Here is a 21,990-nt window from a genome sequence, read left to right on the forward strand (position 1 = left end):
AGAGCCCGTCGACGGGTTGGCGGTTGGTGCCCGGGTCGCTGGGCAGCCGGCTGCTCTCCCGCGACCTCGCCGCCGTCCTCGCCGCCCGGATCGACGCGCTGCCACCGGACGCCCGTTCGGTGCTGCGTGACGCCGCGGTCATCGGTGACACGGTGCCGACCGGGGCCCTGGAGGCGATGCGTGAGCAGCGCGCCGGCCGCGACGGCCGGCCGTCGGCCGTGGTCGCCGTGGAACTCGACAGGGCCGTCGAGGAGCTGCTGCAACGTCGGATGCTGCACCGTTCCCGCACCGGCTACTCGTTCGCGACCCCGCTGATGCGGGAGGCCGCGTACGCAGGGGTGAGCAAGGCGGAGCTGGCCGAGCGGCACGCCGCGCTGGCCCGCTGGGCGGCGCCCGCGAACGAGGCCGCCGCCGGGGCGCCGGGCGGGTTCACCGACGAGGCCCGGGACGACTTCGTGGCGATGCACGTCGAACGGGCCGCCACGCTCGCCGACGCGGTGAAGCTGCGCCCCGACGCGCCGGCCCGGGCGGTGGTCCCGCTCGGCGTCGCCGCGCTCGGCCGGGCCGCCCGCCGGTCGCTGTCCGCCGGTGAGCCGGTGCTGGCCGTGGAGTACGCCGAGCGGGCCACCGAGTTGGCTCGCGACGGCATGCCGGCGGCCGATCGGGTGGTGCACGCACGGGCGCTGCTCCAGGTCGGCCGGGTGGCCGACGCGCTGGCGTACGCCGAGAAGATCGCCGCGAACGCGGGGGACGAGGTCACCCGGGTCAGCGCGCTGCTGCTCGCGGGGCAGGCCCAGGAAACCCTCGGTGATCAGGGTCGGGCGGTGACCGCCTGGCAGGAGGCGTTGCAGGTGGCCACGGCGGGCCAGTTGCCCATCCAACGCGCCACGGCGATGCGCCGGCTCGGCATGGCCGACTTCGTGGCTGGCCGGCTGAGTCAGGCGAGCAGCCGGTTGGCTGCCGCGTACCAGGTCAGCCTCGGCGCGAAGGACCGACGCGGGCAGGCCTGGTCGTTGCAGAACCTGGCCTGGGTGACCACCACCCGGGGTGACTTCGCCGGCACCGACGCGGTGCTCGGCCGGGCTGCCCGGCTCTTCGCCGAGCTGAAGGACCCGTACGGGCGGGCCTGGCTGCGCGGCACCACGGCGTTCGCTCGACTGCTCGCCGGCCGACTGCGCGAGGCGTGTCGGATGGCGCAGGTGTTCCTGCCCTTCGGGGAGCGGGTCGGCGAGGCGTGGGCGGTGGGCACGCTTCGTGCGGTGGCTGCCTTCGCCACCGCCGAGCTGGGTGACCTGGCCGAGGCGGACCGGGAGGCCCGACGGGCGTACCGGGAGTTCGCCGCCGCCTCCGACGACTGGGGGCGCGGGTTCGCGCTTGTGGTGCGCGCGGTGGTGGCGCGTGGGCTGGGCGAGCCGGAGCACGCGGCCGACCTGCTCACCGACGCCCTGGCGTACGCGGAGCGCACCTCGCACCCGTTGCTCACCGGGATGGCCGGCACGCTGCGCGGCTTCGTCGCGTTGGACATGGGCGACTGCGAGACGGCCGAGCGGGTGGCCCGCTCGGTGCTGACCGCTGTGGAGCCGCACAACCCGCAGGCCCCGGCGCAGGTGGCGCCCCGGGTGCTGCTGGCGACGGCACGTCTGGCCGCCGGTGACTCGGCGACTGCGGTCGGGTTGCTCGCCCCGGTGGCCACGGCCGCCGCGAACGCGCCCTCGCTGCTCTTCTCCCGTCGCCAGACGATGGCCCAGTACGCGGCGGCGCTGCTCGCTCACGGTCAGCGGGAGCAGGCGTTGGACTGGGCCCGCCGGGCGGTGACCGCGCCGGCCGAGGACGTGCGCAGTCAGGTGATCGCGGCCAGCGTGCTGGCCGAGGCGCTGGCTGCCTGCGGCCAGCCGACGGAGGCCCTGGCCAGCGCGGACGAGGCGGTCCGCCTGGCGTACGCGACCGAGCAGCGCAGCGAACGCGCCGCCGCCGACGCCCTCCGCGCCCGCCTGACCCCCGCCCTCACCTGACCCACCACCCACCCTGCCCCACCCACCCCACCCCCACCCCGCCTGACTCTCGGTGATCAAGAGGTTTGCGTCAGGAATCAGGCTCCCGGTGACCGAAACCTCTTGATCAACGCGGCAGGCGCGTGGGTGGCTCGGTTCTGCCGGTTCCGGGGATGTGGCGGTCGGGGTGAGCGGCTAGCGTGTCACCACCGTGTGCCGGTCCACAGTGTGATCGTCGCCGTGCCTGGGGAGGCCCTTCATGAAGCTGCCGCGTTCCATCGCGGGCTGGACCATCGCGGTCTTCGGCGTGTTGGCGCTGGTGATGGGCACGGTCGGGCTGCTCTGGCCGGAGGCGCAGTTGCGCATGCTCGGGTTCGAGGTGCCGGAGACGCGTGCCGTCGGTGACCACACTGGCACGTTCCTGCTGGCGTCCTCGATGGCGGCGTTCAACATGGGCGTCTACTACCTGCTGGCCACGGTCACCGAGTGGCGGGTGTTCTACCGGTTCACCGTCGTCTTCCGGCTGGTCACGTTCACCGTGTTCACCATCGCGGTGCTGGCCGACATCGCTCCGGGCCGGTTCTTCGGCGTGGCGGCCTGGGAGGGCCTGGGGGCGGTGGCCACCGCCGTCGGCCTGCGCCTGGACGCCCGCCGTGGCACGTCGGCTGGCGACGTGGTGACGTCCGACGGTGCCGGGGCGACTGCGGACGCTGAGGAGGGTACCGGTCCGGCCGGCGCCGCTCCGGCGGACGCGGTGCGCTGAGCCATCGGTCGGGTTGGGTATTTTCGAGCGGTGACCGACACCCCGACCGGCGGCTTGCGAGTTCCGATCGTGCCCGGTCTGACGGATTTGCGGGTCTTTGCCCGGGGCGGCTACGCGACCGTCTACCAGGCCACCCAGATCTCGGTGGGTCGCGAGGTCGCCGTCAAGGTGGAAAACCGGACGCTGGACAGCGAGCGGGATCAGGCCCGTTTCCTGCGCGAGGCGCGGGCTGCCGGCCGGATGTCGTCACACCCGCACGTGGTGGACCTCTTCGACGTCGGGGTCACCGTCGACCAGCACCCCTACCTGATCATGGAACTCTGCGACGGCTCGTACGCCGAACGGATGCGTACGTCGCCGCTGGGCCCGGTGGAGGCCCGTGACCTCGGCATCAAGATCGCCGACGCGCTGGCCCACTCGCACGGGGCCGGAGTGCTGCACCGCGACGTCAAGCCCGCCAACATCCTCCACTCGCACTTCAACTCGGCTGTGCTCGCCGACTTCGGGCTGGCCGTGCTCGCCGAGCACCGGGACGCCTCGGTCACCCTGGAGGTGCTCACCCCGGCGTACGCGCCACCGGAGATGTTCAGCCACAGCCCGCCGTCGCCGGCCGTCGACGTGTACGCGCTCTGCGCCACCCTCTACGCGGTGATGCACGGCCGGCCGCCCCGCTGGCAGTCCGAGCGCAACCCCAGCCTGGTCACCGTGCTGGAATTGTTCAACCAGCCGCTTCCCGCCCTGCCCGGCGTGCCGGACGAGCTGATCGACGTCCTGCGCCTCGGCATGGCCAACGACCCGGCCGCTCGTCCCTCCGCCCTCGAACTGCACGACCTGCTCGCCAACCTGCCCCTCGGCTCACCGTCGGCACCGGTCAGCGGTGCCCCGGTCAGCGGCGGCGTGACCCTCTCCGGCCCGTACGCGGCCAGTCAGCCGGTGCCCCGCCCGCCCACTGAGGACACTCAGCAGGTGGTGACCGGTGGCCGGCGCTGGCGGCGCTGGTTCCTCGGCGGCGCGGGAGTGCTGGCGCTCGCCGCTTCCGCCACCGCCGGGGCCTGGGTCGCCGACCGGGCGCCATCACCCACCCCGAGCCCGTCGGTCACCCAGGTCGCCGCCCCGGCCACCGGCCCGCTGCCCGGCTGCGTGACCGGCGCCGGCTCGCCGACCGCCCTGCCCGAGGGCGCCCGCTGCCTGCCCGAGCTGGAGTGCTTCGGCCCGGTGCGGATCCGCGGCAGCCGCGCCGAGGCAGTCCGCCTTCCCTGCGCCGGCCGGCACACCTGGGAGACGTACGCCGAGGGGATTTTGCCGGTGGCGCTGGTCGGTGCCGACTACGACGAGGTGGTCGCCGCTGCCCCGGTGCGGCAGGTGTGCAGCGCCACGACGTTCCGTTTGACCACCGGGATCGCCGAGCCGAGCGGCTGGCATCTGGAGGTGCTACCGCCGGTCGACGGCAGCATCGACCGGGCGTACCGGTGCCTGGCCGGGCGGGGCGTGGACGGGCTCGCCGCGCCCACCCTCACCGGCCGCCGCTGAGTCCGTTCGACCCGCGCCGCCGGTCACGTACCGCACGCAGGGTGGCCCGGCTGTCCAGGGCGTCGAGGGTGTCCGCGTCGATCCCGTACGGCATCAGCTCGGGCGGCCCGACGGTCGCCGACCGGTCCGCCGGCTCCGGGTCGTCGGCCTGACGCGCGGCGGAGACGGCGACCCCGGCCACCATGGTCAACAGGACGCAGAGTAGCGCGAGGACCACGCCGACAAGATCTTGTCGGCGCCAGATGACCAGCATGACCAGCGGCGCGAGGGCTCCCAGCGCCGCGAGCACCGCCACCGTCCGCGCATCGGGTCTGGGCAATCGACTCACCTGTCCAGCATGTCGCCACGGGGCCGGCTGTCAACCGCAGAACCGACCGCCGCGCAGATCGCCGTCGATCCGCCAGGACCCGCCGACAAGGCCGACGACGTCCACACTCAATGGACAAGAGCCGCTACTCTCGGTGTCCCGCAAGCTCATCCGGCAGCGAGGTCGCCCATGAACGCAGGCAGTTCGCAGTCCCGGCTCCGCTCGGTCGCGTCGACGCTGGCGGTGGCCCTCACGCTCACCCTTGCCGCCGCCGCTGGGTGCGACAGCCGGAAGGAACCGGACCTGTCCTCGGTGCAGGAGAAGATGCGCGAGACGCACATCTACGGTCAGTCGAAGTTGCGCATCGGCGTCGCCACGAACGAGCCGCTGATGGGTGAGCTGCGCAACGGCCAGCACGTCGGGTTCGACGTCGAGATCGCCAAGTACATCGCGGCCTCCCTCGGCTACGAGGGGGATCAGCGGCTGGAGTTCGTTCCGGTGGCCACCGAGGAGCGGATCCCCGCGTTGCAGGGCGGCACTGTCGACCTCGTGGTGTCCAGCTTCTCCATCACCGAGGAGCGTAAGAAGGTGGTGAGCTTCGCCGGGCCGTACTTCGTCACCACCCAGGAGGTGATGGTGCCGACGCGGCTGAGAGGCAAGATCAGCACCATCGAGGACCTCCGTAACCCGGACTACAAGATCTGCACCAGTGGCGGCTCCACCTCCGAGGCCGAGCTGGGAGGTCACCAGGTCAAGGCCCTGGTCGTGAAGACCGTCGGTGACTGCGTCGCCGGCATCCGGGCGGGCCGCTACGACGCGGTCAGCTCCGACGAGACGATCCTCGCCGGCTTCCTGGCGCGCCACCCGAAGGAGTTCGAGATCGTCGACATGCCGTTCGGCACCAGCGAGCTGCTGGGCGTCGGCGTGCCGATCGGTGACCCGGCACTGCGCGACCTGGTCGCGTTCTTCCTGCAGAAGAGCTACCAGCAGGGGCGCGACGAGCAGGCGAGCCCGTGGCAGACCTCGTACAACCGGACGCTGGGTCCGTGGCTCAAGGCCGAGAAGCGCCAGCCGCAGCCGCTGGAGGTGCCGAAGCTGGTCGACTTCGACGACAAGGCGCCCACGAAGTGAGCGCGGCGACCACCGCCGCCGGCGGCGACGGCCCGGTCCCGCCGCCCCGCAGCTCCGTGCCGGGCGTCGCAGCCGCACCGACAATCGACGGTACGGAGTCGGCGCCGCCCGCCGGGGTGGACGGTGTCGACTGGCCAGCCGGTGTGCCCGTCGCCGAACCCGCCGAGCCGATCATCGCCGACGTCGAGCCCGGGCGGGTCCGCTGGGACCCGGCGGAACGACGCGCTCGCGCCAGTCAGTCCTTCTGGACCGCTGTGGTGGGCGTACCGGCGATCTTCTCGGTGCTCCGCCTCGGGGTGGAGGCCGGCGGCGAACTCCAGACCACACTGCTGCTGGTGGCGAACGTCGGGCCGGTCAACCTGCTCGCCGGCTTCCTGACCACGGCCGCTCGGCTGCTCTCGACCGGCCTGGTCGCAGTCTTCGCGCTCGGCGCGGTGCTGGCCGTCAGCGCCGACCGGCTGCCGCCGGGTGCCCGTCGCCGTCCGCTCTTCGCCCGCTGGGCCGACATCACCCCCGCCTGGGTGGTGCTGGCGAGCTTCCTGCTCGCCCTGATCACCTGGCCGCTGCTCTATCTCCCACTGCTGCTGCCGGCATTCGTGGCCGCGTTCCAACTCCGTCCCGCGCGCCTGCACGAACGGGTGCTGCCACGGCTGCTGATCATCGTCGCGCTGCTGGCCGGGTACGGCTGGCTGATGCTGCCCACCGTGCGGGAAGCGGTGCGGCAGGGCGACGAGGGGCTGGTGCTGGCGCTCATCGTGGTGCCGCCGCTGCTGGCCCTGTTCATCGCCGGACCGCTGCCGGGTGTGGTGATCCGGCCGCTGGCGTCGGCGACCGAGGTGGCGGTGCTGGCCACGCTGGTCTGGGCCGCGGTGCCGGTGATCAGCACACCGGTGCTGCCGCTGACCGTCACCACCGTCGGCGAGGAGAACGGGCCGACCGAGGACGTACGCGGGCACGTGGTCACCACTGACGACGTCAACATGGTGATCCTTCAGGAGCAGGGCGGCGTCCGGTACGTGCCGGTCGATCTGGTCCGCGCGCAGGTGCTCTGCCCGAGCGAGGAGGAGCTGCCCCGCCACCAACTGCGCATTCACGACTTCCACGTCGAGGATTCACTGTTGGAGGGCATGGGTCGGCGGGTCCGCCCGGTCCACCGCATCGATGCCACCTGTCGTACCCCGGGCTGACCACCGTCACGCTGATCGACTCGGCTTCCTGGAAATCGGGGTGTCACTGGCTCTCGGACACCCCGGAATCAAGAAAACCGAGTCGATCATGCAGCGGGGGCACGTGCGGGAACGCGGGCGGGCCCGGCCATGGCCCGGCACGCCCGCGCGGACGCGGAGGCCCGGGTCAGTACGACTTGTCCTGGCCCAGGACGTGTTGCGCCACGAAGTTGAGGATCATCTCCCGACTGACCGGTGCGATCCGGCCGGCCCGCACCGCGCCGAGCAGGGTCGCCACCCCGTACTCGGTGGTCATGCCGGCCCCGCCGAGCACCTGGACGGCGGTGTCCACGGCGAGCGCGGCGGCCTCCCCGGCCGCGTACTTGGCCATGTTGCCAGCCACCCCGGCCTCCAGGTCACGGCCGGCGTCGTACAGGGTGGCAGCCTTTTGGATCATCAGGCGGGCAAGCTCCACCTGCACCGCCGCGTGCGCCAACGGGTGCGACACCCCCTGGTGGGAGCCGATGCTCCGACCACCCCAGACCTTGCGGGTGGCGGTGTATTCGCTGGCCCGTTCGATGGCGTACCGGCCGGTGCCGGCCCCCATCGCGGCCACTGTGATCCGCTCTGGGTTGAGCCCGGCGAAGAGCGCCGGCAGCCCGGCGTCCAGTGACTCACCGAGCAGTGCGTCGGCGGGGACCCGGACGTCGTCCAGGTAGAGCAGGAACTGGTTCTCCGGAGACAGGATCTCCATGTCCAACTTGGACCGGGTCAGCCCGGCCGCGTCGGTCGGCACGAGGAACAGCGCCGGCTTGAGCTTGCCGGTGGAGGAGTCCTCGGTCCGGGCCACCACCAGGACGTGATCCGCCTCGTCGACGCCGGAGATGTAGCACTTGCGGCCATTGAGCACCCAGCCTTCACCGTCGCGGCGGGCCACAGTGCCGAGGCGGTGGAAGTTGGAACCGGCCTCCGGCTCGGTGATCGCGAAGACAATCTTCTGGGAGCCGTCGGCGAGGCCGGGCAGGTGCCGTTTGCGCTGTTCCTCGGTGCCGTGCCGGCTCAGCACGGTGGCCGCGATCGCGGGGGAGACCACCAGCAGCAGCAACGGACAACCGACTGCCGCCAACTCCTCGCAGACGATCGCCAGCTCGGTGATGCCACCGCCCCCACCGCCGTACTCGGTGGGGATGTTGACGCCCAGGTAACCGAGCCGTCCGGCGTCGGCCCAGAGCTCGGTGGTGTGTTCGCCGGACTTCGCCTTCTCGACGAAGTAGCCGTGGCCGTAGCGACGGCCCAACGCCCGCACGGCGTCGCGCAACTGGTCCTGCTCGGGGGTGAGGTCGAAGGTCATCGGGGGTCCTCCTCGGGATTCGACGGCTCCAGGTCGCCGGTGGCGGGGGAGCTGTCGATGACGGCCAGCACGGCGCCCGTCTGGACCTGACCGCCGGCCGGCACCGGCAGCTCGGCGACCACACCGTCGGTCGGGGCGAGCACGGGATGTTCCAGCTTCATCGCTTCCAGCGTGAGCAGTGGTTCGCCGGCCGTGACCCGCTGACCGACCTGAACATGCACCCGGGTCACCGCGCCGGGCAGCGGCGCGAGCAGCGACCCGGCGGCCACCTCCGCCGTGGGCAGGGGGAGACGCGGCAGCTCGGCCAGGCTCGCCGCCCCGTCCGGGCCGTCCACGAAGACCGCCGACCCCACCCGGTGTACGCGGTACGCGCACCGCACCCCGTCGACGTCGAGCACCACCCGCTCCGGGGTGGCCTCGACCAGCGCCACGCTGGGCTCGACGCCCGGCTCGGGAGCTTCGGGTCCATCTGCGGAGTCGGAGGCCGCAGAGGTGCTGGACCACTCGGCGAGCGGGCCGGCCCGGTCCAGGCGGTAGCGGACCTCGATCTCGTCGCCGCCCGTCACGGCGAAACGGGTGGTCTGGGGAACGGCGGGCACGTTTCGCCAGCCGGACGGGAGCCCGGCGAGCACCGGTGCGGTCGCCCGACGCTGGCTCGCCGCAGTCAGGGCCGCGGCGAGCGCGGCCAGCGGGAGCCGCTCGGTGGGCAGCAGCGGGGCGAACACCTCCGCGTGCCGGTCCAGGAAACCGGTGTCGATCTCCACGGCGGCGAACGCGGGGCTGCGCAGCACCCGCACCAGCAGGTCCCGGTTGGTGGTCACCCCGTGCAACTCGGCCCGGGCCAGCGCGGTGGACAACACCCTGGTCGCCTCGGCACGGTTACGCCCCCAGGCGATCAGCTTCGCCAGCATCGAGTCGTAGTGCACCCCGACCACCGAGCCGGCCACCACGCCCGAGTCGAGCCGAAGCCCCGGCCGGGTCAGCCCGCCGAACTCGGCAGCCACCGCGGGAACCATGAACCGGTGCAGGGTGCCGGTTGCCGGCCGCCAGCCCGCCCCGGCGTCCTCGGCGCAGAGGCGCACCTCGATCGCGTGCCCGGTGCTGACCGGAAGGGTCGCCGGCAGCGGCTCACCCTCGGCCACGAGCAGTTGCAACCCCACCAGATCGAGGCCGGTGCACAGCTCGGTGACCGGGTGCTCCACCTGGAGGCGGGTGTTCATCTCCAGGAAGAAGAACTCGCCGCCCGGGGCGAGCAGGAACTCCACAGTGCCCGCGCCCAGGTAGTCGACAGCGCGACCGGCGGCCACCGCAGCCTCGTGCAACGCCGTGCGCACCTGCTCCGGAACGACCGCCGGCGCCTCCTCGACGATCTTCTGATGCCGGCGCTGGATCGAGCACTCCCGGTCACCGAGGGCCACCACCCGGCCGTGGGCGTCGCCGAAGATCTGCACCTCGACGTGCCGGCCGCGTTCGACGTACCGCTCGATGAAGACCGTGCCGTCGCCGAACGCCGCAGCCGCCTCGCGGCGCGCGGACGCGACGGCCTCGGCCAACCCCGCGGCGTCCCGGACGATCCGCATGCCCCGCCCACCACCGCCGGCGGACGCCTTCACCAGCACCGGGAAGTCCGAGATCCCATCGGTGTCGGTCCAGCTCGGCAGCATCGGCACGCCCGCCTCGGCGAGCATCGCCTTGGCCGCGAGCTTGTCGCCCATCGCCGCGATCACCTTGGCCGGCGGACCCACCCAGGTCAGCCCCGCGTCGGTCACCGCCGCCGCGAACTCGGCGTTCTCGGCAAGGAAGCCGTAACCCGGATGGACGGCGTCCGCGCCGCTGCGCCGGGCCGCGTCCAGGATCTTCTCGACCTGAAGGTACGTCTCGGTCGGCGTGGCCCCGGGCAGCCGGACCGCCTGGTCGGCCTCGCCGACGAACGGCTCGGCGGCGTCCGCGTCCGAGTGCACGGCGACCGTCTCCACGCCGAGGGCGCGACAGGTCGCGAAGACCCGACGCGCGATCTCACCGCGATTGGCAACGAGCAGTTTCCGAATCATCATCAGTTCGCCTCTCACATCCGGAAGATGCCGTAGCCGTCGGCACCCTTGACCGGGCCGTTGTGGATCGCCGAGAGGCAGAGCCCGAGGACGGTCCGTGTGTCCCGGGGATCGATCACGCCGTCGTCGTAGAGCCGGCCGGAGAGGAACAGCGCGCCCGACTGGGACTCGATCTGCTGCTCGACCATCATCCGCATCGCCGCGTCGGAGTCCTCGTCGTAGTCGCGCCCCCGTGCGGCCGCCGCCTGCCGGGCAACGATGGACAGCACCCCGGCGAGCTGCGCCGGGCCCATCACCGCCGACTTGGCGTTCGGCCAGGTGAACAGGAACCTCGGGTCGTACGCCCGGCCGCACATGCCGTAGTTGCCGGCCCCGTAGGAGGCACCCAGGTTCACCGTCAGGTGCGGCACCGTCGAGTTGGACACCGCGTTGATCATCAAAGCGCCGTGCTTGATGATGCCGCGCTGCTCGTACTCGGTGCCGACCATGTAGCCGGTGGTGTTCTGGAGGAAGATCAGCGGGGTGTTCGAGGCGTTCGCGAGCTGGATGAACTGAGCCGCCTTCTGCGCCTCCTCGCTGAACAGCACACCGCGGGCGTTGGCCAGCACGCCCACCGGGTAGCCGTGCAGCTCGCCCCAACCGGTGACCAACGCGCCCCCGTACGCGGGCTTGAACTCGTCGAAGTCGCTGCCGTCGAGGATCCGGGCCAGCACCTCACGGGGATCGAACGGCACCTTCAGGTCGGCGCTGGCGATGCCGAGCAGCTCGTCCGGGTCGTACTTCGGCGGCAGCGGCACCGCCGTACGCGGCGACGGGCCGTGCTTGCGCCAGTTCAGCCGTCGTACGCACTGCCGGGCCAGCCGGATGCCGTCCCGCTCGTCCTCGGCCAGGTGGTCGGCGAGCCCGGACGTGCCGGCGTGCATCGCCGCACCGCCCAGCGACTCGTCGTCGGTGACCTCGCCGGTCGCCATCTTCACCAGCGGCGGCCCGGCCAGGTAGACCTGTGACCGGTCCCGAATCATGATCACGTGGTCGGACATCCCCGGCACGTACGCGCCACCGGCCGTGGCGTTGCCGAAGACCACGCTGACCGTGGGGATGCCCGCAGCCGAGAGTCGGGTCAGGTCACGGAACACCCGACCACCCGGGATGAAGATCTCCGCCTGGGTGGGCAGGTCCGCCCCGGCCGACTCGACCAGGTTGACCATTGGCAGCCGGTTGGCCAGCGCGATCTCACCGGCCCGCCGCGTCTTCGCCAGCGACCACGGGTTGACCGCGCCGCCGCGTACCGTCGGGTCGTTCGCGACGATCAGGCACTCCACGCCCTCGACCACGCCGATACCGGTGACCACGCTGGCGCCCACCGGGAAGTCCGTGCCGTACGCGGCGACCGGCGACAGCTCCAGGAACGGGCTGTCGGCGTCCACCAGCAGCTCGATCCGCTCCCGGGCCAGCAGCTTGCCCCGCTTGTGGTGCCGGGCCACGTACTTCTCGCCGCCGCCCGCGCGGGCCTGGTCCAGCGCCGCGTCCAGCTCGGCGAGCCGTTCCAGCAGCGCCGCCCGGTTCGCCACGAAGCCGGGCGCGGACGGATCGACCGTGGTGTCCAGTGTGGTCACAGGCCCATCCCCTTCACGATGATCTCGTTCATGATCTCGGTGGCGCCGCCGCCGATGCCGAGGATCCGGGCGTCGCGGTAGTGCCGCTCCACCTCGGCGTCGCGCATGTAGCCGAACCCGCCGTGCAACTGCAACGCCTGGTCGACGACCTCGTCGCAGGCGGCCACCGCCACGTTCTTGGCCATCGCCACCTCGGTCACCACCGGCTCACCGGCCGCCACCCGAACGGCGACCTCGTGCACGTACGCCCGGGCGGCCTCGGCGCGGGTGTGCATCTCGGCCAGCCGGTGCCGGACCACCTGCCGGCTGGCCAGCGGACGCCCGAAGGTCTCCCGGTCCCGGCACCAGCGCACCGCCAACTCGACGCAGCGCTGCGCGGTGGCGTACGCCTGGGTGGCCAGCGAGAGCCGTTCCGCGGCGAAGTTCTGCATGATCGCCAGGAAGCCGGTGTCCTCCGCGCCGATCCGGTTGGCCACCGGCACCCGCACGTCGACGAAAGACAGCTCGGCGGTGTCCGAGCAGTGCCAGCCCAGCTTCTCCAGCCGGCGCCCGACCGTGAACCCGGGCAGCCCCTTGTCGATGACCAGCAGGGTCAGCTCGCCGCTGCCGGGGAAGTCGGTGCAGACCGCCGTGGTCACGAAGTCCGCCCGGTGGCCGCTGGTGATGTACGTCTTCGACCCGTTCACCACGTAGTGGTCGCCGTCGCGGCGGGCGGTGGTGCGAATGCCGGCCACGTCCGAACCGCCGTCCGGCTCGGTGATCGCCAACGCCCCGATCATCGTGCCGGCCAGGGTCGGCCGGACGTACCGCTGGACCAGGTCGTCGTCGCCGGGCGCCGAGGTGCCACCGAGCCGGCCGCCCAGCGAGCCGCCGATGCTCACACCGGCGGCCGCCACCATGTGCGGCAGGGCGATGCCGTGCGTGAACAGGGCCGCGATCAGGCCGGACGAGCCGCCGGAGCGGATCACCTCCTCGGTCACGATGATCGAGTCGAGCAGGTCACCGCCGCTGCCGCCGACCGATTCGGGAAAGCCGACGCCGAGCAGGCCCAGCTTCGCGGCGGTGGCGTGCAGGGCTCTCGGCACCTCGCCGGCCCGTTCCCAGTCGTCCAGGTGCGGCAGCACCTCGCGGGTCACGAAGGCGCGGGTCAGCTCCCGCAGCTGCCGCCGTTCCGGAGTGTCCACGATGCTCATCGCGCAGCCCCCGTCGGCGCGTCGGCGGGCAGGTCGACGATCCGGGCGCGCAGCAGCTCACCGAGCGCCTTCGCCTGCGGGTCGAACCGGGTGGACGCGGCCACCCCGGCACCGAGCAGGCCCTCGATCACGAAGTTGACCGCGCGCAGATTCGGCAGGTCATAGCGCCGCACCGACAGCGGCGCGGTCTCCGGCAGCAGCTCGGCCAGTCGCGCGACGGTCAACCAGCCGCGCAGCCACGCGTACGCCTCGTCGTTACGCGCCCAGACGCCGAGGTTGGCGTCCCCGCCCTTGTCCCCGGAACGCGCACCGACCAGCTCGCCGAGCGGGCCGCGCCGGGTCGGACCGTCGTGGGTCGAGTCGCCCTCTGGAGCCGTCTCGGCCGCCGAGATGGGCGCGGTGCGGATCGGCGGGGCGATCGGGACCCGCGCGCCGCCGGGCAGCACCGCCATGTGTGGCACCGCGTCCTGCGGCACCACGTCGGCGGTGAAGACGCCGTACGGTGTCGCGTCGCCCGGCAGGGTGGTCAACGTGCAGCCCGGGTACGAGGCCAGGGCCAACTCCACGGCGGCGGCTGAGAAGGCCCGGCCGGCCCGCGCCTTGTCGCCGTCGCGCAGGTGGACGTGCAGCAGGGCGCTGGCCGCCTCGGTGTCGGCGGCGTCCGGGTGGTCGGTCCGGGCCAGCACGAACTCTAGGCCGTCCTTGCCGACCGACTCCTCGACCTGCCCGCGGACCAGCGCCGCCTTCGCCTCGATGTCCAGTCCGCAGAGGACGAACGTCATCGAGTTGCGGAAGCCGCCGAGGTTGTTGACGCCCACCTTCAGCGTGGGCGGTGGCGGGGTGCCCCGGACGCCGGAGACCCGGACCCGGTCCGGCCCGTCGGGGCGCAACGTCACCGTGTCCAGTCGGGCGACCACGTCCGGTCCCAGGTACGCCGGCCCACCGACCTCGTAGAGCAGTTGTGCGGTGACCGTCTCCACGGTGACCGCGCCACCGGTGCCCGGATGCTTGGTGAGCACCGTCGAGCCGTCGGCGGACACCTCGGCGATCGGGAAGCCGGGCCGGTGCCCGCCGTCGGGCAGCTCGGTGAAGAAGCTGAAGTTGCCACCGGTGACCTGCGCGCCGCACTCGATGAGATGCCCAGCGACTGTCGCCCCGGCCAGCTGGTCGAGGTCGTCGCGGCCCCACCCGTACCGGGCGATGGCCGGGCCGACCACCAGCGACGCGTCGGTGACCCGGCCGGTGACCACCACGTCCGCGCCGCCGTCCAGGCAGGCGGCGATGCCGAACGCGCCGAGGTAGGCGTTCGCGCTCAGCGCGTCCGGGCGTTGGATCATGTCGCCCTCGACGTACCCCACCTTGGCGGGCAGGCCCAACCGGGTGGCCAGGGTGTCGATGGCTGCGGCCAGGCCGGCCGGGTTCAACCCGCCGGCGTTGGTCACGATCCGCACCCCACGGTCGAGGGCGGTGCCGAGACAGGTCTCCAGTTGACGGAGGAACGTCTTCGCGTAGCCCAGGTCGGGGTCGCGCAACCGGTCCCGGGCGAGAATCAGCATGGTCAACTCGGCCAGGTAGTCGCCGGTCAACACGTCCAGCTCGCCGCCGTCGAGCATCTCCCGCCAGGCGGTGAACCGGTCACCGTAGAAGCCGGAGGCGTTGCCGATCCGGATCACGCGCGTGCTCCGTCCGCGCTGGCCGGCTTGCGGCCGACACCCGGCGGGCCGGCGAACGCCTGCGCCACGTCGAGCCATTCGTCGGCGACCGGGCCGGTGGCGACCAGGGCGAGGTCCGCGCGGTGGCGGCGCTGGGTGACCAGCAGGCAGAAGTCCCGTGCCGGGCCGCTCAGTCGGTCGGCGGCGTCCGCCGGACCCCAGCTCCACGTGTCGCCGCCGGGCCCGAGCAGCTCGACCCGGACCGGCGACGTCGGTGTCGCCCGGCCGTGGGCGGCGAAGCCGTGCCCGAGGGTACGCACACCGAGATGCGCGACGTGCCGGAGCCGGTCAGTGGCGGGACGGACGACGCCGAGCGCGTCGGCCACGTCCTCACCGTGTGCCCACGTCTCCATGATCCGGGCCGTCGCCATCGAGGTGGCAGACATCCGGGTGCCGTACCAGGGCAGCTTCTCGCCGACCGGAACGGCGGCCAGCGCGTCGGCCAGAGCCGTCCGGCCGACCCGCCAGCGTTCGAGCAGCTCCACCGGCGGCGCGAGGAACTCCTCGGCGCCCGCGTCGACCAGCCGGGTCGCGTCCGGGGCGGTGGTCACCGTCGCGTAGAACGCCTCGGGATTGGTGGCGGCGAGCAACGCCACATGGTCGGTCCAGGCGAGGTGGGCGATCTGGTGCCCGATGCTCCAGCCCTGCGCAGGGGTTGGCCGGGCCCAGTCGGTGGCCGGCAGCGGAGCCACCAGGGCATCGAGCTGGGCGGACTCGGCGGCCAGATCCGCGAGCAGGTCGGTGAGGTCGACCATGGTGCCTCCGGTCGGTGGTGGCCGGTGCGGCCGGCGGTCAGGGCGTGAGCAGGGTGGCGAGCTGGCGTTTCCAGGTGGTCAACAGGGCGGTACGACGGGCCGAGTCATCACTGAGCAGGTTGGCCACCCCGAGCCCGCGCAGCAGGTCGAGGGTGGCCTGCACCGCCTCGCGGACGCCGGGTCGACGCTCGTCGACGCCCAGCATGGCAACGGTGAGCCGGTGCATCTCCCGGCCGACCATCGCCTCCAACGGCACCAGGGCGTCCCGGAGTTCCCGATCGGTGCGGGCGGCGACCCAGAGCTCGAGAGCGGCCACGAACAGCGGCCCGGTGAACGCCACGCCAAGCAGGTCGATGACCCGGTCCAGCCGCTGCGGCCCGGCCGGCAGGGCTTCGGCTTCGCTGCGCAACTCGGCGGCCCGTCGCTCGGCGAGATGGGCCACGGCGGCCGTGACCAGCGCGGCCTTCGTCGGGTAGTGGTGCAGCTGGGCCCCGCGCGAGACACCGGCGCGCGCGGCGACGACGGTGGTCGTGGTGCCGGACCAGCCGTGCTCGATCAGGCAGTCGACGGTCGCCTCCAGCAGCCGGGCCTGAGTGGCGCGGCTGCGTTCCTGCTGAGGGACGCGGGTTGATGCGGGGGACACGCGAACAGCCTGCGGCCTGAGAAACAAACAGTCAAGACTGACTTTTTCTGTGTCGCTCGGCGCGGGTGGAGTGGGACGGGACCTTGTGGCACAGCGCCTGTAGAGCTGCCCCATGGATGGGGCAGGTGCCGACGTCACCGGGGGAGGCGACCCTGCCCTCAGGTGAAGAACCCCTCGCCCATCCAGCCGTACTCCGGGCCCCGTCGGCCATCGTGACCGGCCTGCCGTGGTTTCGGGGTGTCGGCTGCCGAAGGTCGGGAGGGGGCGGAGTGGTGCACGCCATCCGGGTCGGCCGTCGAGCTGCCGACTGATTGTCTTGTATGGATCTGATTCGTTGGTGGCCTGCTGAACCTTGTCGGCCAGTCGCCGCATCGAGCCGTGCCCACTGCCGTGTCGACTCTCCATGAGTTCGCGGAGCGCATTGGCCGTCTCGGCTGAGTCGCGTCGCCCCAGATCCGGGGCAGCTCTACAGGCAGCGAGGACCATTCCCTACGCCCGACCCGTGGCTGATTCCGGACCGTGGACTGAGGGCATCTCCCCTGGTCGAGGCCGGCCGGGTCAGCGGCCGTCGCGTGGGCCGAAGACGGCCAGCGCGTCGGCGTCGCTGTGCTGGGAGCGCAGGTGCCCGGCGGCCCAGTTCGACACCTCGACCGACGCCGGCTTGCCGGCCCGCGCCTCGACCAGCTCCCGTTCGCAGTTGCCGCCCACCCAGCAGACCCGGTCACCGAGGCCGGCGAGCACGTCCAGCACCTCGACCGGTTGCGGGCCGGCCGCGATGTCGCCGGTCACCACGATCAGGTCGGCGGCGGTGACGTCGGGCAGACGAAACGTCCCCGCCGTCCGTCGGTGACGGAAGGCGGGGACGGGACGTACCGCTCAGACGCGGGCGCGACGGGCCAGGCGCTCCGGGTCCAGGATGATGATGCTCTTGCCGTCCAGACGCAGCCAGCCGCGCGAGGCGAAGTCGGCCAGTGCCTTGTTGACCGTCTCCCGCGAGGCACCGACGAGCTGGGCGATCTCCTCCTGGGTGAGGTCGTGGGTCACCCGCAGGACACCGCCGTCGCGGGTGCCGAACCGTCCAGCCATCTGGAGCAGGTTCTTGGCGACCCGGCCCGGCACGTCCGTGAAGATCAGGTCGGCGAGCGAGTCGTTGGTCCGACGCAGCCGCCGGGCGAGCACCCGCAGCAACTGCTCGGCGATCTCCGGGCGGTTGTTCAGCCACGGCCGCAGCGCCTGCTTGCGCAGTCGCACCAGCCTGGTGTCGGTCACCGCGGTGGCGGTCGCCGTACGCGGGCCAGGGTCGAAGAGCGACAGCTCACCGACCATGTCCGACGGCCCCATCACCGCGATCAGGTTCTGTCGGCCGTCCGCTGCGCGGCGACCAACCTTGATCTTCCCGGACAGCAGGATATAGAGGCTGTCACCGGGCTCGCCCTCATTGAAGACGATCTCGCCCTTGCGGACCTCGATCGTCTCCATCTCCTTGGCAAGCGCCTCGGCAGCTTCCGGGTCAACACCCTGGAAGATCCCGCTGCGGGCCAGTACCTCGTCCATCGCGCACCTCCGCTTACGCGTGCCGTCCGTCGGCCGGGTCCGCCGTCCGCTGATCCCCTCGCGCGCCGCCAAGTCTAGGCGCACGTGAGCACGAATCAGAGGTCGCCCCTGGAATCTTGATCGGTGGGCGTAACCTGCCCGACGTGCTGAGCGAGCCGACCCTGACCAGCCGCGCCGAGGATGGGCTTCACATTCCGCTGCTCGTCTGGCGCGCGGAAGTGCCCCTACGAGCTGTCAGCAGCGGCCCACTGGGCGGTGGCATCGGCGTCCGGCACTGGGTGCTGAACGCGACCGTACCGATGTCGTACGACCGGGATGACCCCGCCGCGCACCTGACGGCCCTCGCCGCCGACCTGGCCCTCGACGGGCCCGGGGTGGGTCTGCTGACCGGGGTGGACGTGGGCGAGGTGGTGGCGCGCACCGACACCGGCGTGCGCGCCTGGGCGACGGTCGGGCTCGGCACGCCGGTGCTCGCGGCCGCGCCAGCTCCGGCCGGGCTCGTGCAGCGGGTCGGCACGGTCAACATCGTGGTGTACGTGCCGGCGCGGCTCGCCGACTCGGCACTGGTCAACGCGGTGGCCACCGCGACCGAGGCGAAGACCCAGGCGATCAGCGAGCTGGGACTGCCGGGGACCGGCACCCCGACCGACGCGGTCACCGTCCTCTGCCCGGTCGACGGGCCCGAGGCCGCGTACGGGGGGCCGCGCTCCAGCTGGGGCGCCCCGCTGGCTCGCGCGGTGCACGCGGCGGTGCTCGCCGGGGGTTCCCGGGCGGTCGTGCCCTGGTCGGACCAGCTGACCAGCTAAAGATTCGACCGATCGGCTGTCGTCGGCGCGTTTGCCGACAGGTAGGGTCGCGGGCGATGTATGCTCCCGCCCCCCTTGCGTCCCGCCCGCGTCGCCGCGTCGCCCTCGGCCTCGCCGCGCTGCTGGCCGCCCTGCTCGTCGCCGGCTGCTCCGATGCGGGCGGCGAGGCCCCCGTGTGGCAGCCCGGCGCCGGTGGTGGTGGCACGGGCGCTCCGGTGGCCACGGCCGGCCCGGATGCCAGCGGGGGCGCGACCTCCGGCGCGGGTGGCGCGATCTCGCTCTCCGCCACCGGCGACATCATCATGGGCAACGCGCCGAGCCGGCTGCCCTCAGCCGGCGGCAAGGGCTTCTTCACCTCGGTCACCGAGGCGCTCAAGGCCGACCTGGTGATGGGCAACCTGGAGGAGCCGTTGACGGTGGACACCGGCACCGGCAAGTGCGGGGCCAACTCCACCCGTTGCTTCCAGTTCCGGGCCCCACCGGAATACGCCGCACACCTGCGTGACGCGGGTTTCGACGTGCTCAACCAGGCCAACAACCACGGCTACGACTACGGGCCGAAGGGCTACGAGAACACTCAGAAGGCGCTGGAGAAGTACGACCTCAAGCACACCGGTGCCCCGGACCAGATCACCGTGGTGGACGTCAAGGGCGTCAAGGTCGCCGTGGCCGGCTTCTCGTCGTACGTCTGGTCCAACAGTCTGGTCGACATCGCCAAGGCGAAGACGGTGGTCGCCAAGGCCGCCACCATGGCCGACCTGGTCGTGGTGCAGGTGCACATGGGTGGCGAGGGCGCGGAGAAGACCCGGGTGAAGCCGGGCACCGAGATGTTCCTGGGCGAGAACCGGGGCGACCCGGTCAAGTTTTCCCACGCCATGATCGACGCCGGCGCCGACCTGATCGTCGGGCACGGGCCGCACGTGCTGCGCGGCATGGAGTTCTACCAGGGGCGGCTGATCGCGTACAGCCTGGGCAACTTCGCCGGCGGCGGCAACTCGCTGAACAACGACGGCCGCCTCGGCTGGGGCGGGGTGCTGAAGGTGTCGCTCAAGCCGGACGGCACCTGGGCCGGCGGCTCATTCACCTCGACGTACATGAACGACGCCGGCAAGCCGACGATGGACCCGAACGACCGGGGTCTGGGCCTGGTCACCGAGCTGAGCCGCACCGACTTCCCCAAGGGTGGCGCCCGGCTCGACGGGCAGGGCAAGATCTCGCCGCCGGCCGGCGGTTGACCCGCCAGGAACGTCCGGGGCGCGACGTAGGCTGACCGTCGTGACCGACAGTCCTCCCGGCGCCAGCGAGACCGACCTCGGGCGCACCCGCCGTGCCCGCAAGATCGGTCGAGTGCTGACCGAAACGCACCCCGACGCGCATTGTGAGCTGGACCACTCCAACGCCCTGGAGTTGGCCGTCGCCACCATCCTCTCCGCGCAGTGCACGGACAAGAAGGTCAACGAGGTCACCCCCAAGCTCTTCGCCCGCTACCCGAGCGCCGCCGCGTACGCCGGGGCCGACCGGGCCGAGATGGAGGAGCTGATCCGGCCCACCGGGTTCTACCGCAACAAGACCGACTCGCTGCTCAAGCTCGGCCAGGCGCTCCTCGACCGGTACGACGGTCAGGTCCCGGGCCGGCTCGTCGACCTGGTGACCCTGCCCGGCATCGGCCGCAAGACCGCCAACGTGATCCTCGGCAACGCGTTCGACGTCCCGGGCATCACCGTCGACACACACTTCCAACGGCTGGTCCACCGGTGGCGGCTGACCACCGAGACCGACCCGGTCAAGATCGAGCATGCGGTCGGCGCCCTCTACCCGAAGCGCGACTGGACGATGCTGTCGCACCGGATCATCTTCCACGGGCGACGGGTCTGCCACGCCCGCAAGCCCGCCTGCGGGGCGTGCACACTCGCGAAGCTCTGCCCCTCCTACGGCACCGGGCCCACCGATCCGGCAGCCGCCGCGAAGCTTCTCAAGGGCCCTCGGGCGCGTGACCTGGCGGTGGCGGTCGGCGTCGACCCGGAGCTGGTGCCCGCACAGGCGATCGCCGCGGAGGTGCCGTGAACCGGCGGCTCGCCCTGCTCGCCCTGCCGCTGCTGCTGGTCGTCGCCGGCTGCACCGCAGGAAAGGCCGACGACGACCCGGCCCCCCGGCCGACGGCCGCCGCTGAGCGGCCGTCGCCGTTCCGGGACTGTTCGAAGCTCGGCACCGCGCCGACGTCGACCGCGACGACGGCCCCCACCACGACCGGCACGACGGCCGCCGCCGGTGGAAAGGCGCTGCCGGAGCTGACGCTGTCCTGCTTCACCGGCGGCGCCCCCGTCGCCCTGCGGGACGTGGCCGGGCCGGCCGTGATCAACGTCTGGGCGTCCTGGTGCGGGCCGTGCCGCAAGGAACTGCCCGCCTTCCAACGGCTGAGCGAACGGACCGCCGGTCAACTCCAGGTGGTCGGGGTGAACACCCGCGACAGCCGGGGCGGCGCCCAGTCCATCGGCGAGGACTTCGGCGTACGCTTCCCGATCCTGGTCGACCAGGGCGACGCGCTGCAACGGGAGTTGAAGCGCAACGCCTTCCCGCTCACCCTCTTCGTCGACGCGCAGGGCCAGATCCGGCACATCGACGCCACCGGCGCGCTCGACGATGCCCAGCTCGCCAAGCTGGTCCGCCAGCACCTCGGCCTGGCGGTGCCGGCGTGACCCGTCGACCACCCGAGTGGATCGAGCCCCTGCTGACCCGGCTCGGCACCGCCCGCGCCGAGGACTTCACCCGGCTGACCACGCCGGCCGAGGGCGGTCGGGAGAGCGCCGTGCTGGTGCTGCTCGGTGAGCAACCCGGTGCCGGCCCCGACGTGCTGGTGCTGCAACGCGCCGCCACCCTGCGCAACCACGCCGGCCAGCCCGCCTTTCCCGGCGGCGCTGCCGACCCGGAGGACGCCGACGTCCGCGCCACCGCGCTGCGCGAGGCGAACGAGGAGGTCGGTCTCGACCCGACCAGCGTGACCGTGCTGGCCGAGCTGCCGAAACTGTGGATCCCGGTCAGCGACTTCGTGGTCACCCCGGTGCTGGCCTGGTGGCACGACCCGCACCCGGTGCACCCCCGGGAGCCGGCCGAGGTGGCGCACGTCGCCCGGTTGCCGGTCAGCGAGCTGGTCGACCCGGCCAACCGAATGCGGGTCCGCCACCCGAGCGGCTGGATCGGGCCGGCGTTCTCGGCGCGCGGGATGCTCGTCTGGGGCTTCACCGCCGGGGTGCTGGCCACCCTCCTGGAGATGGGGGGCTGGGCGCGTCCGTGGCCGCACGGCCGGGTGGTCGAGCTCCCGCCGAGCGGGGCGACGCCGGCGCCCTCGGCGGGCACCGACAACGCGGACGAGACAGCCCTGCGCTGATCGCACGGTCACCTTCGGCAAGCGATGGTCATCCGG

Annotated in this window: 19 protein-coding genes and 1 pseudogene; 10 read left to right on the forward strand and 10 right to left on the reverse strand. The window is 72.5% G+C overall.

Features of this window, described 5'->3' with window-relative positions:
* Nucleotides 1–2 precede the first annotated feature (2 nt).
* The 3 genes and pseudogenes from KBX34_RS34465 to KBX34_RS22625 all read left to right on the forward strand — a co-directional run.
* A pseudogene (locus KBX34_RS34465) lies at nucleotides 3–2,012 on the forward strand (adenylate/guanylate cyclase domain-containing protein); the annotation flags it as partial.
* Nucleotides 2,013–2,250: 238 nt separating this feature from the next.
* The gene (locus tag KBX34_RS22620; protein WP_210926783.1) at nucleotides 2,251–2,754 is read left to right on the forward strand and encodes a hypothetical protein; all 504 of its coding nucleotides are present in this window, start codon (nucleotides 2,251–2,253) and stop codon (nucleotides 2,752–2,754) included.
* Nucleotides 2,755–2,784: 30 nt separating this feature from the next.
* Nucleotides 2,785–4,284, forward strand: a complete 1,500-nt coding sequence (locus tag KBX34_RS22625; RefSeq protein WP_210926785.1) for a serine/threonine-protein kinase — start codon at nucleotides 2,785–2,787, stop codon at nucleotides 4,282–4,284.
* Here KBX34_RS22625 and KBX34_RS22630 read toward each other — a convergent pair.
* Entirely contained in the window at nucleotides 4,268–4,603 is a 336-nt protein-coding gene (locus KBX34_RS22630; RefSeq protein WP_141911636.1) for a hypothetical protein, read from the reverse strand. The two genes, KBX34_RS22625 and KBX34_RS22630, sit on opposite strands and share 17 nt — an antisense overlap.
* A gap of 177 nt (nucleotides 4,604–4,780) precedes the next feature.
* On the opposite strand from KBX34_RS22630, the gene KBX34_RS22635 reads away from it, so the two are divergent.
* Nucleotides 4,781–5,722, forward strand: a complete 942-nt coding sequence (locus KBX34_RS22635) for a transporter substrate-binding domain-containing protein (RefSeq protein ID WP_210926786.1) — start codon at nucleotides 4,781–4,783, stop codon at nucleotides 5,720–5,722.
* Nucleotides 5,719–6,909 (forward strand): hypothetical protein, encoded by a 1,191-nt coding sequence (locus KBX34_RS22640; RefSeq protein ID WP_210926788.1) that lies wholly within the window; start codon nucleotides 5,719–5,721, stop codon nucleotides 6,907–6,909. Before KBX34_RS22635 ends, KBX34_RS22640 begins: the two co-directional genes overlap by 4 nt.
* Before the next feature lie 166 nt (nucleotides 6,910–7,075).
* On the opposite strand, the gene KBX34_RS22645 is transcribed toward KBX34_RS22640, so the two are convergent.
* From KBX34_RS22645 to KBX34_RS22685, 9 genes are all read right to left on the reverse strand, one after another.
* Entirely contained in the window at nucleotides 7,076–8,239 is a 1,164-nt protein-coding gene (locus KBX34_RS22645) for an acyl-CoA dehydrogenase family protein (protein ID WP_141911630.1), read from the reverse strand.
* On the reverse strand, nucleotides 8,236–10,290 hold the full coding sequence (locus KBX34_RS22650; RefSeq protein WP_210926809.1) for a biotin carboxylase N-terminal domain-containing protein: 2,055 nt from the start codon (nucleotides 10,288–10,290) through the stop codon (nucleotides 8,236–8,238). The genes KBX34_RS22645 and KBX34_RS22650 overlap by 4 nt, the downstream gene beginning before the upstream one ends.
* A gap of 14 nt (nucleotides 10,291–10,304) precedes the next feature.
* Nucleotides 10,305–11,906, reverse strand: a complete 1,602-nt coding sequence (locus tag KBX34_RS22655) for an acyl-CoA carboxylase subunit beta (RefSeq protein ID WP_210926790.1) — start codon at nucleotides 11,904–11,906, stop codon at nucleotides 10,305–10,307.
* Nucleotides 11,903–13,099: an acyl-CoA dehydrogenase family protein gene (locus tag KBX34_RS22660; protein WP_088950563.1), complete on the reverse strand. Its 1,197-nt coding sequence runs from the start codon at nucleotides 13,097–13,099 to the stop codon at nucleotides 11,903–11,905. Before KBX34_RS22660 ends, KBX34_RS22655 begins: the two co-directional genes overlap by 4 nt.
* Complete coding sequence (locus tag KBX34_RS22665; protein ID WP_374223715.1) at nucleotides 13,096–14,850, reverse strand: acyclic terpene utilization AtuA family protein; 1,755 nt, start codon at nucleotides 14,848–14,850, stop codon at nucleotides 13,096–13,098. The genes KBX34_RS22660 and KBX34_RS22665 overlap by 4 nt, the downstream gene beginning before the upstream one ends.
* Nucleotides 14,769–15,566: a TIGR03084 family metal-binding protein gene (locus KBX34_RS22670; RefSeq protein WP_210926794.1), complete on the reverse strand. Its 798-nt coding sequence runs from the start codon at nucleotides 15,564–15,566 to the stop codon at nucleotides 14,769–14,771. The genes KBX34_RS22665 and KBX34_RS22670 overlap by 82 nt, the downstream gene beginning before the upstream one ends.
* Nucleotides 15,567–15,603: 37 nt before the next feature.
* Nucleotides 15,604–16,209, reverse strand: a complete 606-nt coding sequence (locus KBX34_RS22675) for a TetR/AcrR family transcriptional regulator (protein WP_210926796.1) — start codon at nucleotides 16,207–16,209, stop codon at nucleotides 15,604–15,606.
* Between the two features lie 558 nt (nucleotides 16,210–16,767).
* Nucleotides 16,768–17,031, reverse strand: coding sequence for a metallophosphoesterase (locus KBX34_RS22680; RefSeq protein WP_374223717.1), 264 nt, complete (start codon nucleotides 17,029–17,031; stop codon nucleotides 16,768–16,770).
* Between the two features lie 54 nt (nucleotides 17,032–17,085).
* Nucleotides 17,086–17,763: a Crp/Fnr family transcriptional regulator gene (locus KBX34_RS22685; protein ID WP_007466162.1), complete on the reverse strand. Its 678-nt coding sequence runs from the start codon at nucleotides 17,761–17,763 to the stop codon at nucleotides 17,086–17,088.
* A gap of 143 nt (nucleotides 17,764–17,906) precedes the next feature.
* Here KBX34_RS22685 and KBX34_RS22690 point away from each other — a divergent pair, with 143 nt between their 5' ends.
* From KBX34_RS22690 to KBX34_RS22710, 5 genes are read left to right on the forward strand one after another with little or no spacing between them, the layout of a single operon-like run.
* Nucleotides 17,907–18,569: an adenosylcobinamide amidohydrolase gene (locus tag KBX34_RS22690; RefSeq protein WP_088952072.1), complete on the forward strand. Its 663-nt coding sequence runs from the start codon at nucleotides 17,907–17,909 to the stop codon at nucleotides 18,567–18,569.
* A 56-nt stretch (nucleotides 18,570–18,625) separates the two neighbouring features.
* Nucleotides 18,626–19,804, forward strand: coding sequence for a CapA family protein (locus KBX34_RS22695; protein WP_088950559.1), 1,179 nt, complete (start codon nucleotides 18,626–18,628; stop codon nucleotides 19,802–19,804).
* Between the two features lie 40 nt (nucleotides 19,805–19,844).
* Entirely contained in the window at nucleotides 19,845–20,633 is a 789-nt protein-coding gene (gene nth / locus KBX34_RS22700) for an endonuclease III (RefSeq protein ID WP_210926797.1), read from the forward strand.
* On the forward strand, nucleotides 20,630–21,265 hold the full coding sequence (locus KBX34_RS22705) for a TlpA disulfide reductase family protein (protein WP_210791337.1): 636 nt from the start codon (nucleotides 20,630–20,632) through the stop codon (nucleotides 21,263–21,265). Before nth ends, KBX34_RS22705 begins: the two co-directional genes overlap by 4 nt.
* The gene (locus KBX34_RS22710) at nucleotides 21,262–21,954 is read left to right on the forward strand and encodes a CoA pyrophosphatase (protein WP_088950556.1); all 693 of its coding nucleotides are present in this window, start codon (nucleotides 21,262–21,264) and stop codon (nucleotides 21,952–21,954) included. The genes KBX34_RS22705 and KBX34_RS22710 overlap by 4 nt, the downstream gene beginning before the upstream one ends.
* Nucleotides 21,955–21,990: the final 36 nt, after the last annotated feature.

The organism is Micromonospora sp. M61 (assembly GCF_018070245.1).
Classification (GTDB): domain Bacteria; phylum Actinomycetota; class Actinomycetes; order Mycobacteriales; family Micromonosporaceae; genus Micromonospora; species Micromonospora zamorensis.

Coding starts and splice junctions, on each gene's coding strand:
- KBX34_RS22620 (WP_210926783.1), top strand. CDS start 2,251: ATGAAGCTGCCGCGTTCCATCGCGGGCTGGACCATCGCGGTCTTCGGC.
- KBX34_RS22635 (WP_210926786.1), top strand. CDS start 4,781: ATGAACGCAGGCAGTTCGCAGTCCCGGCTCCGCTCGGTCGCGTCGACG.
- KBX34_RS22645 (WP_141911630.1), bottom strand. CDS start 8,239: ATGACCTTCGACCTCACCCCCGAGCAGGACCAGTTGCGCGACGCCGTG.
- KBX34_RS22650 (WP_210926809.1), bottom strand. CDS start 10,290: ATGATTCGGAAACTGCTCGTTGCCAATCGCGGTGAGATCGCGCGTCGG.
- KBX34_RS22660 (WP_088950563.1), bottom strand. CDS start 13,099: ATGAGCATCGTGGACACTCCGGAACGGCGGCAGCTGCGGGAGCTGACC.
- KBX34_RS22665 (WP_374223715.1), bottom strand. CDS start 14,850: ATGGCTCGACGTGGCGCAGGCGTTCGCCGGCCCGCCGGGTGTCGGCCG.
- KBX34_RS22670 (WP_210926794.1), bottom strand. CDS start 15,566: ATGGTCGACCTCACCGACCTGCTCGCGGATCTGGCCGCCGAGTCCGCC.
- KBX34_RS22685 (WP_007466162.1), bottom strand. CDS start 17,763: ATGGACGAGGTACTGGCCCGCAGCGGGATCTTCCAGGGTGTTGACCCG.
- KBX34_RS22695 (WP_088950559.1), top strand. CDS start 18,626: ATGTATGCTCCCGCCCCCCTTGCGTCCCGCCCGCGTCGCCGCGTCGCC.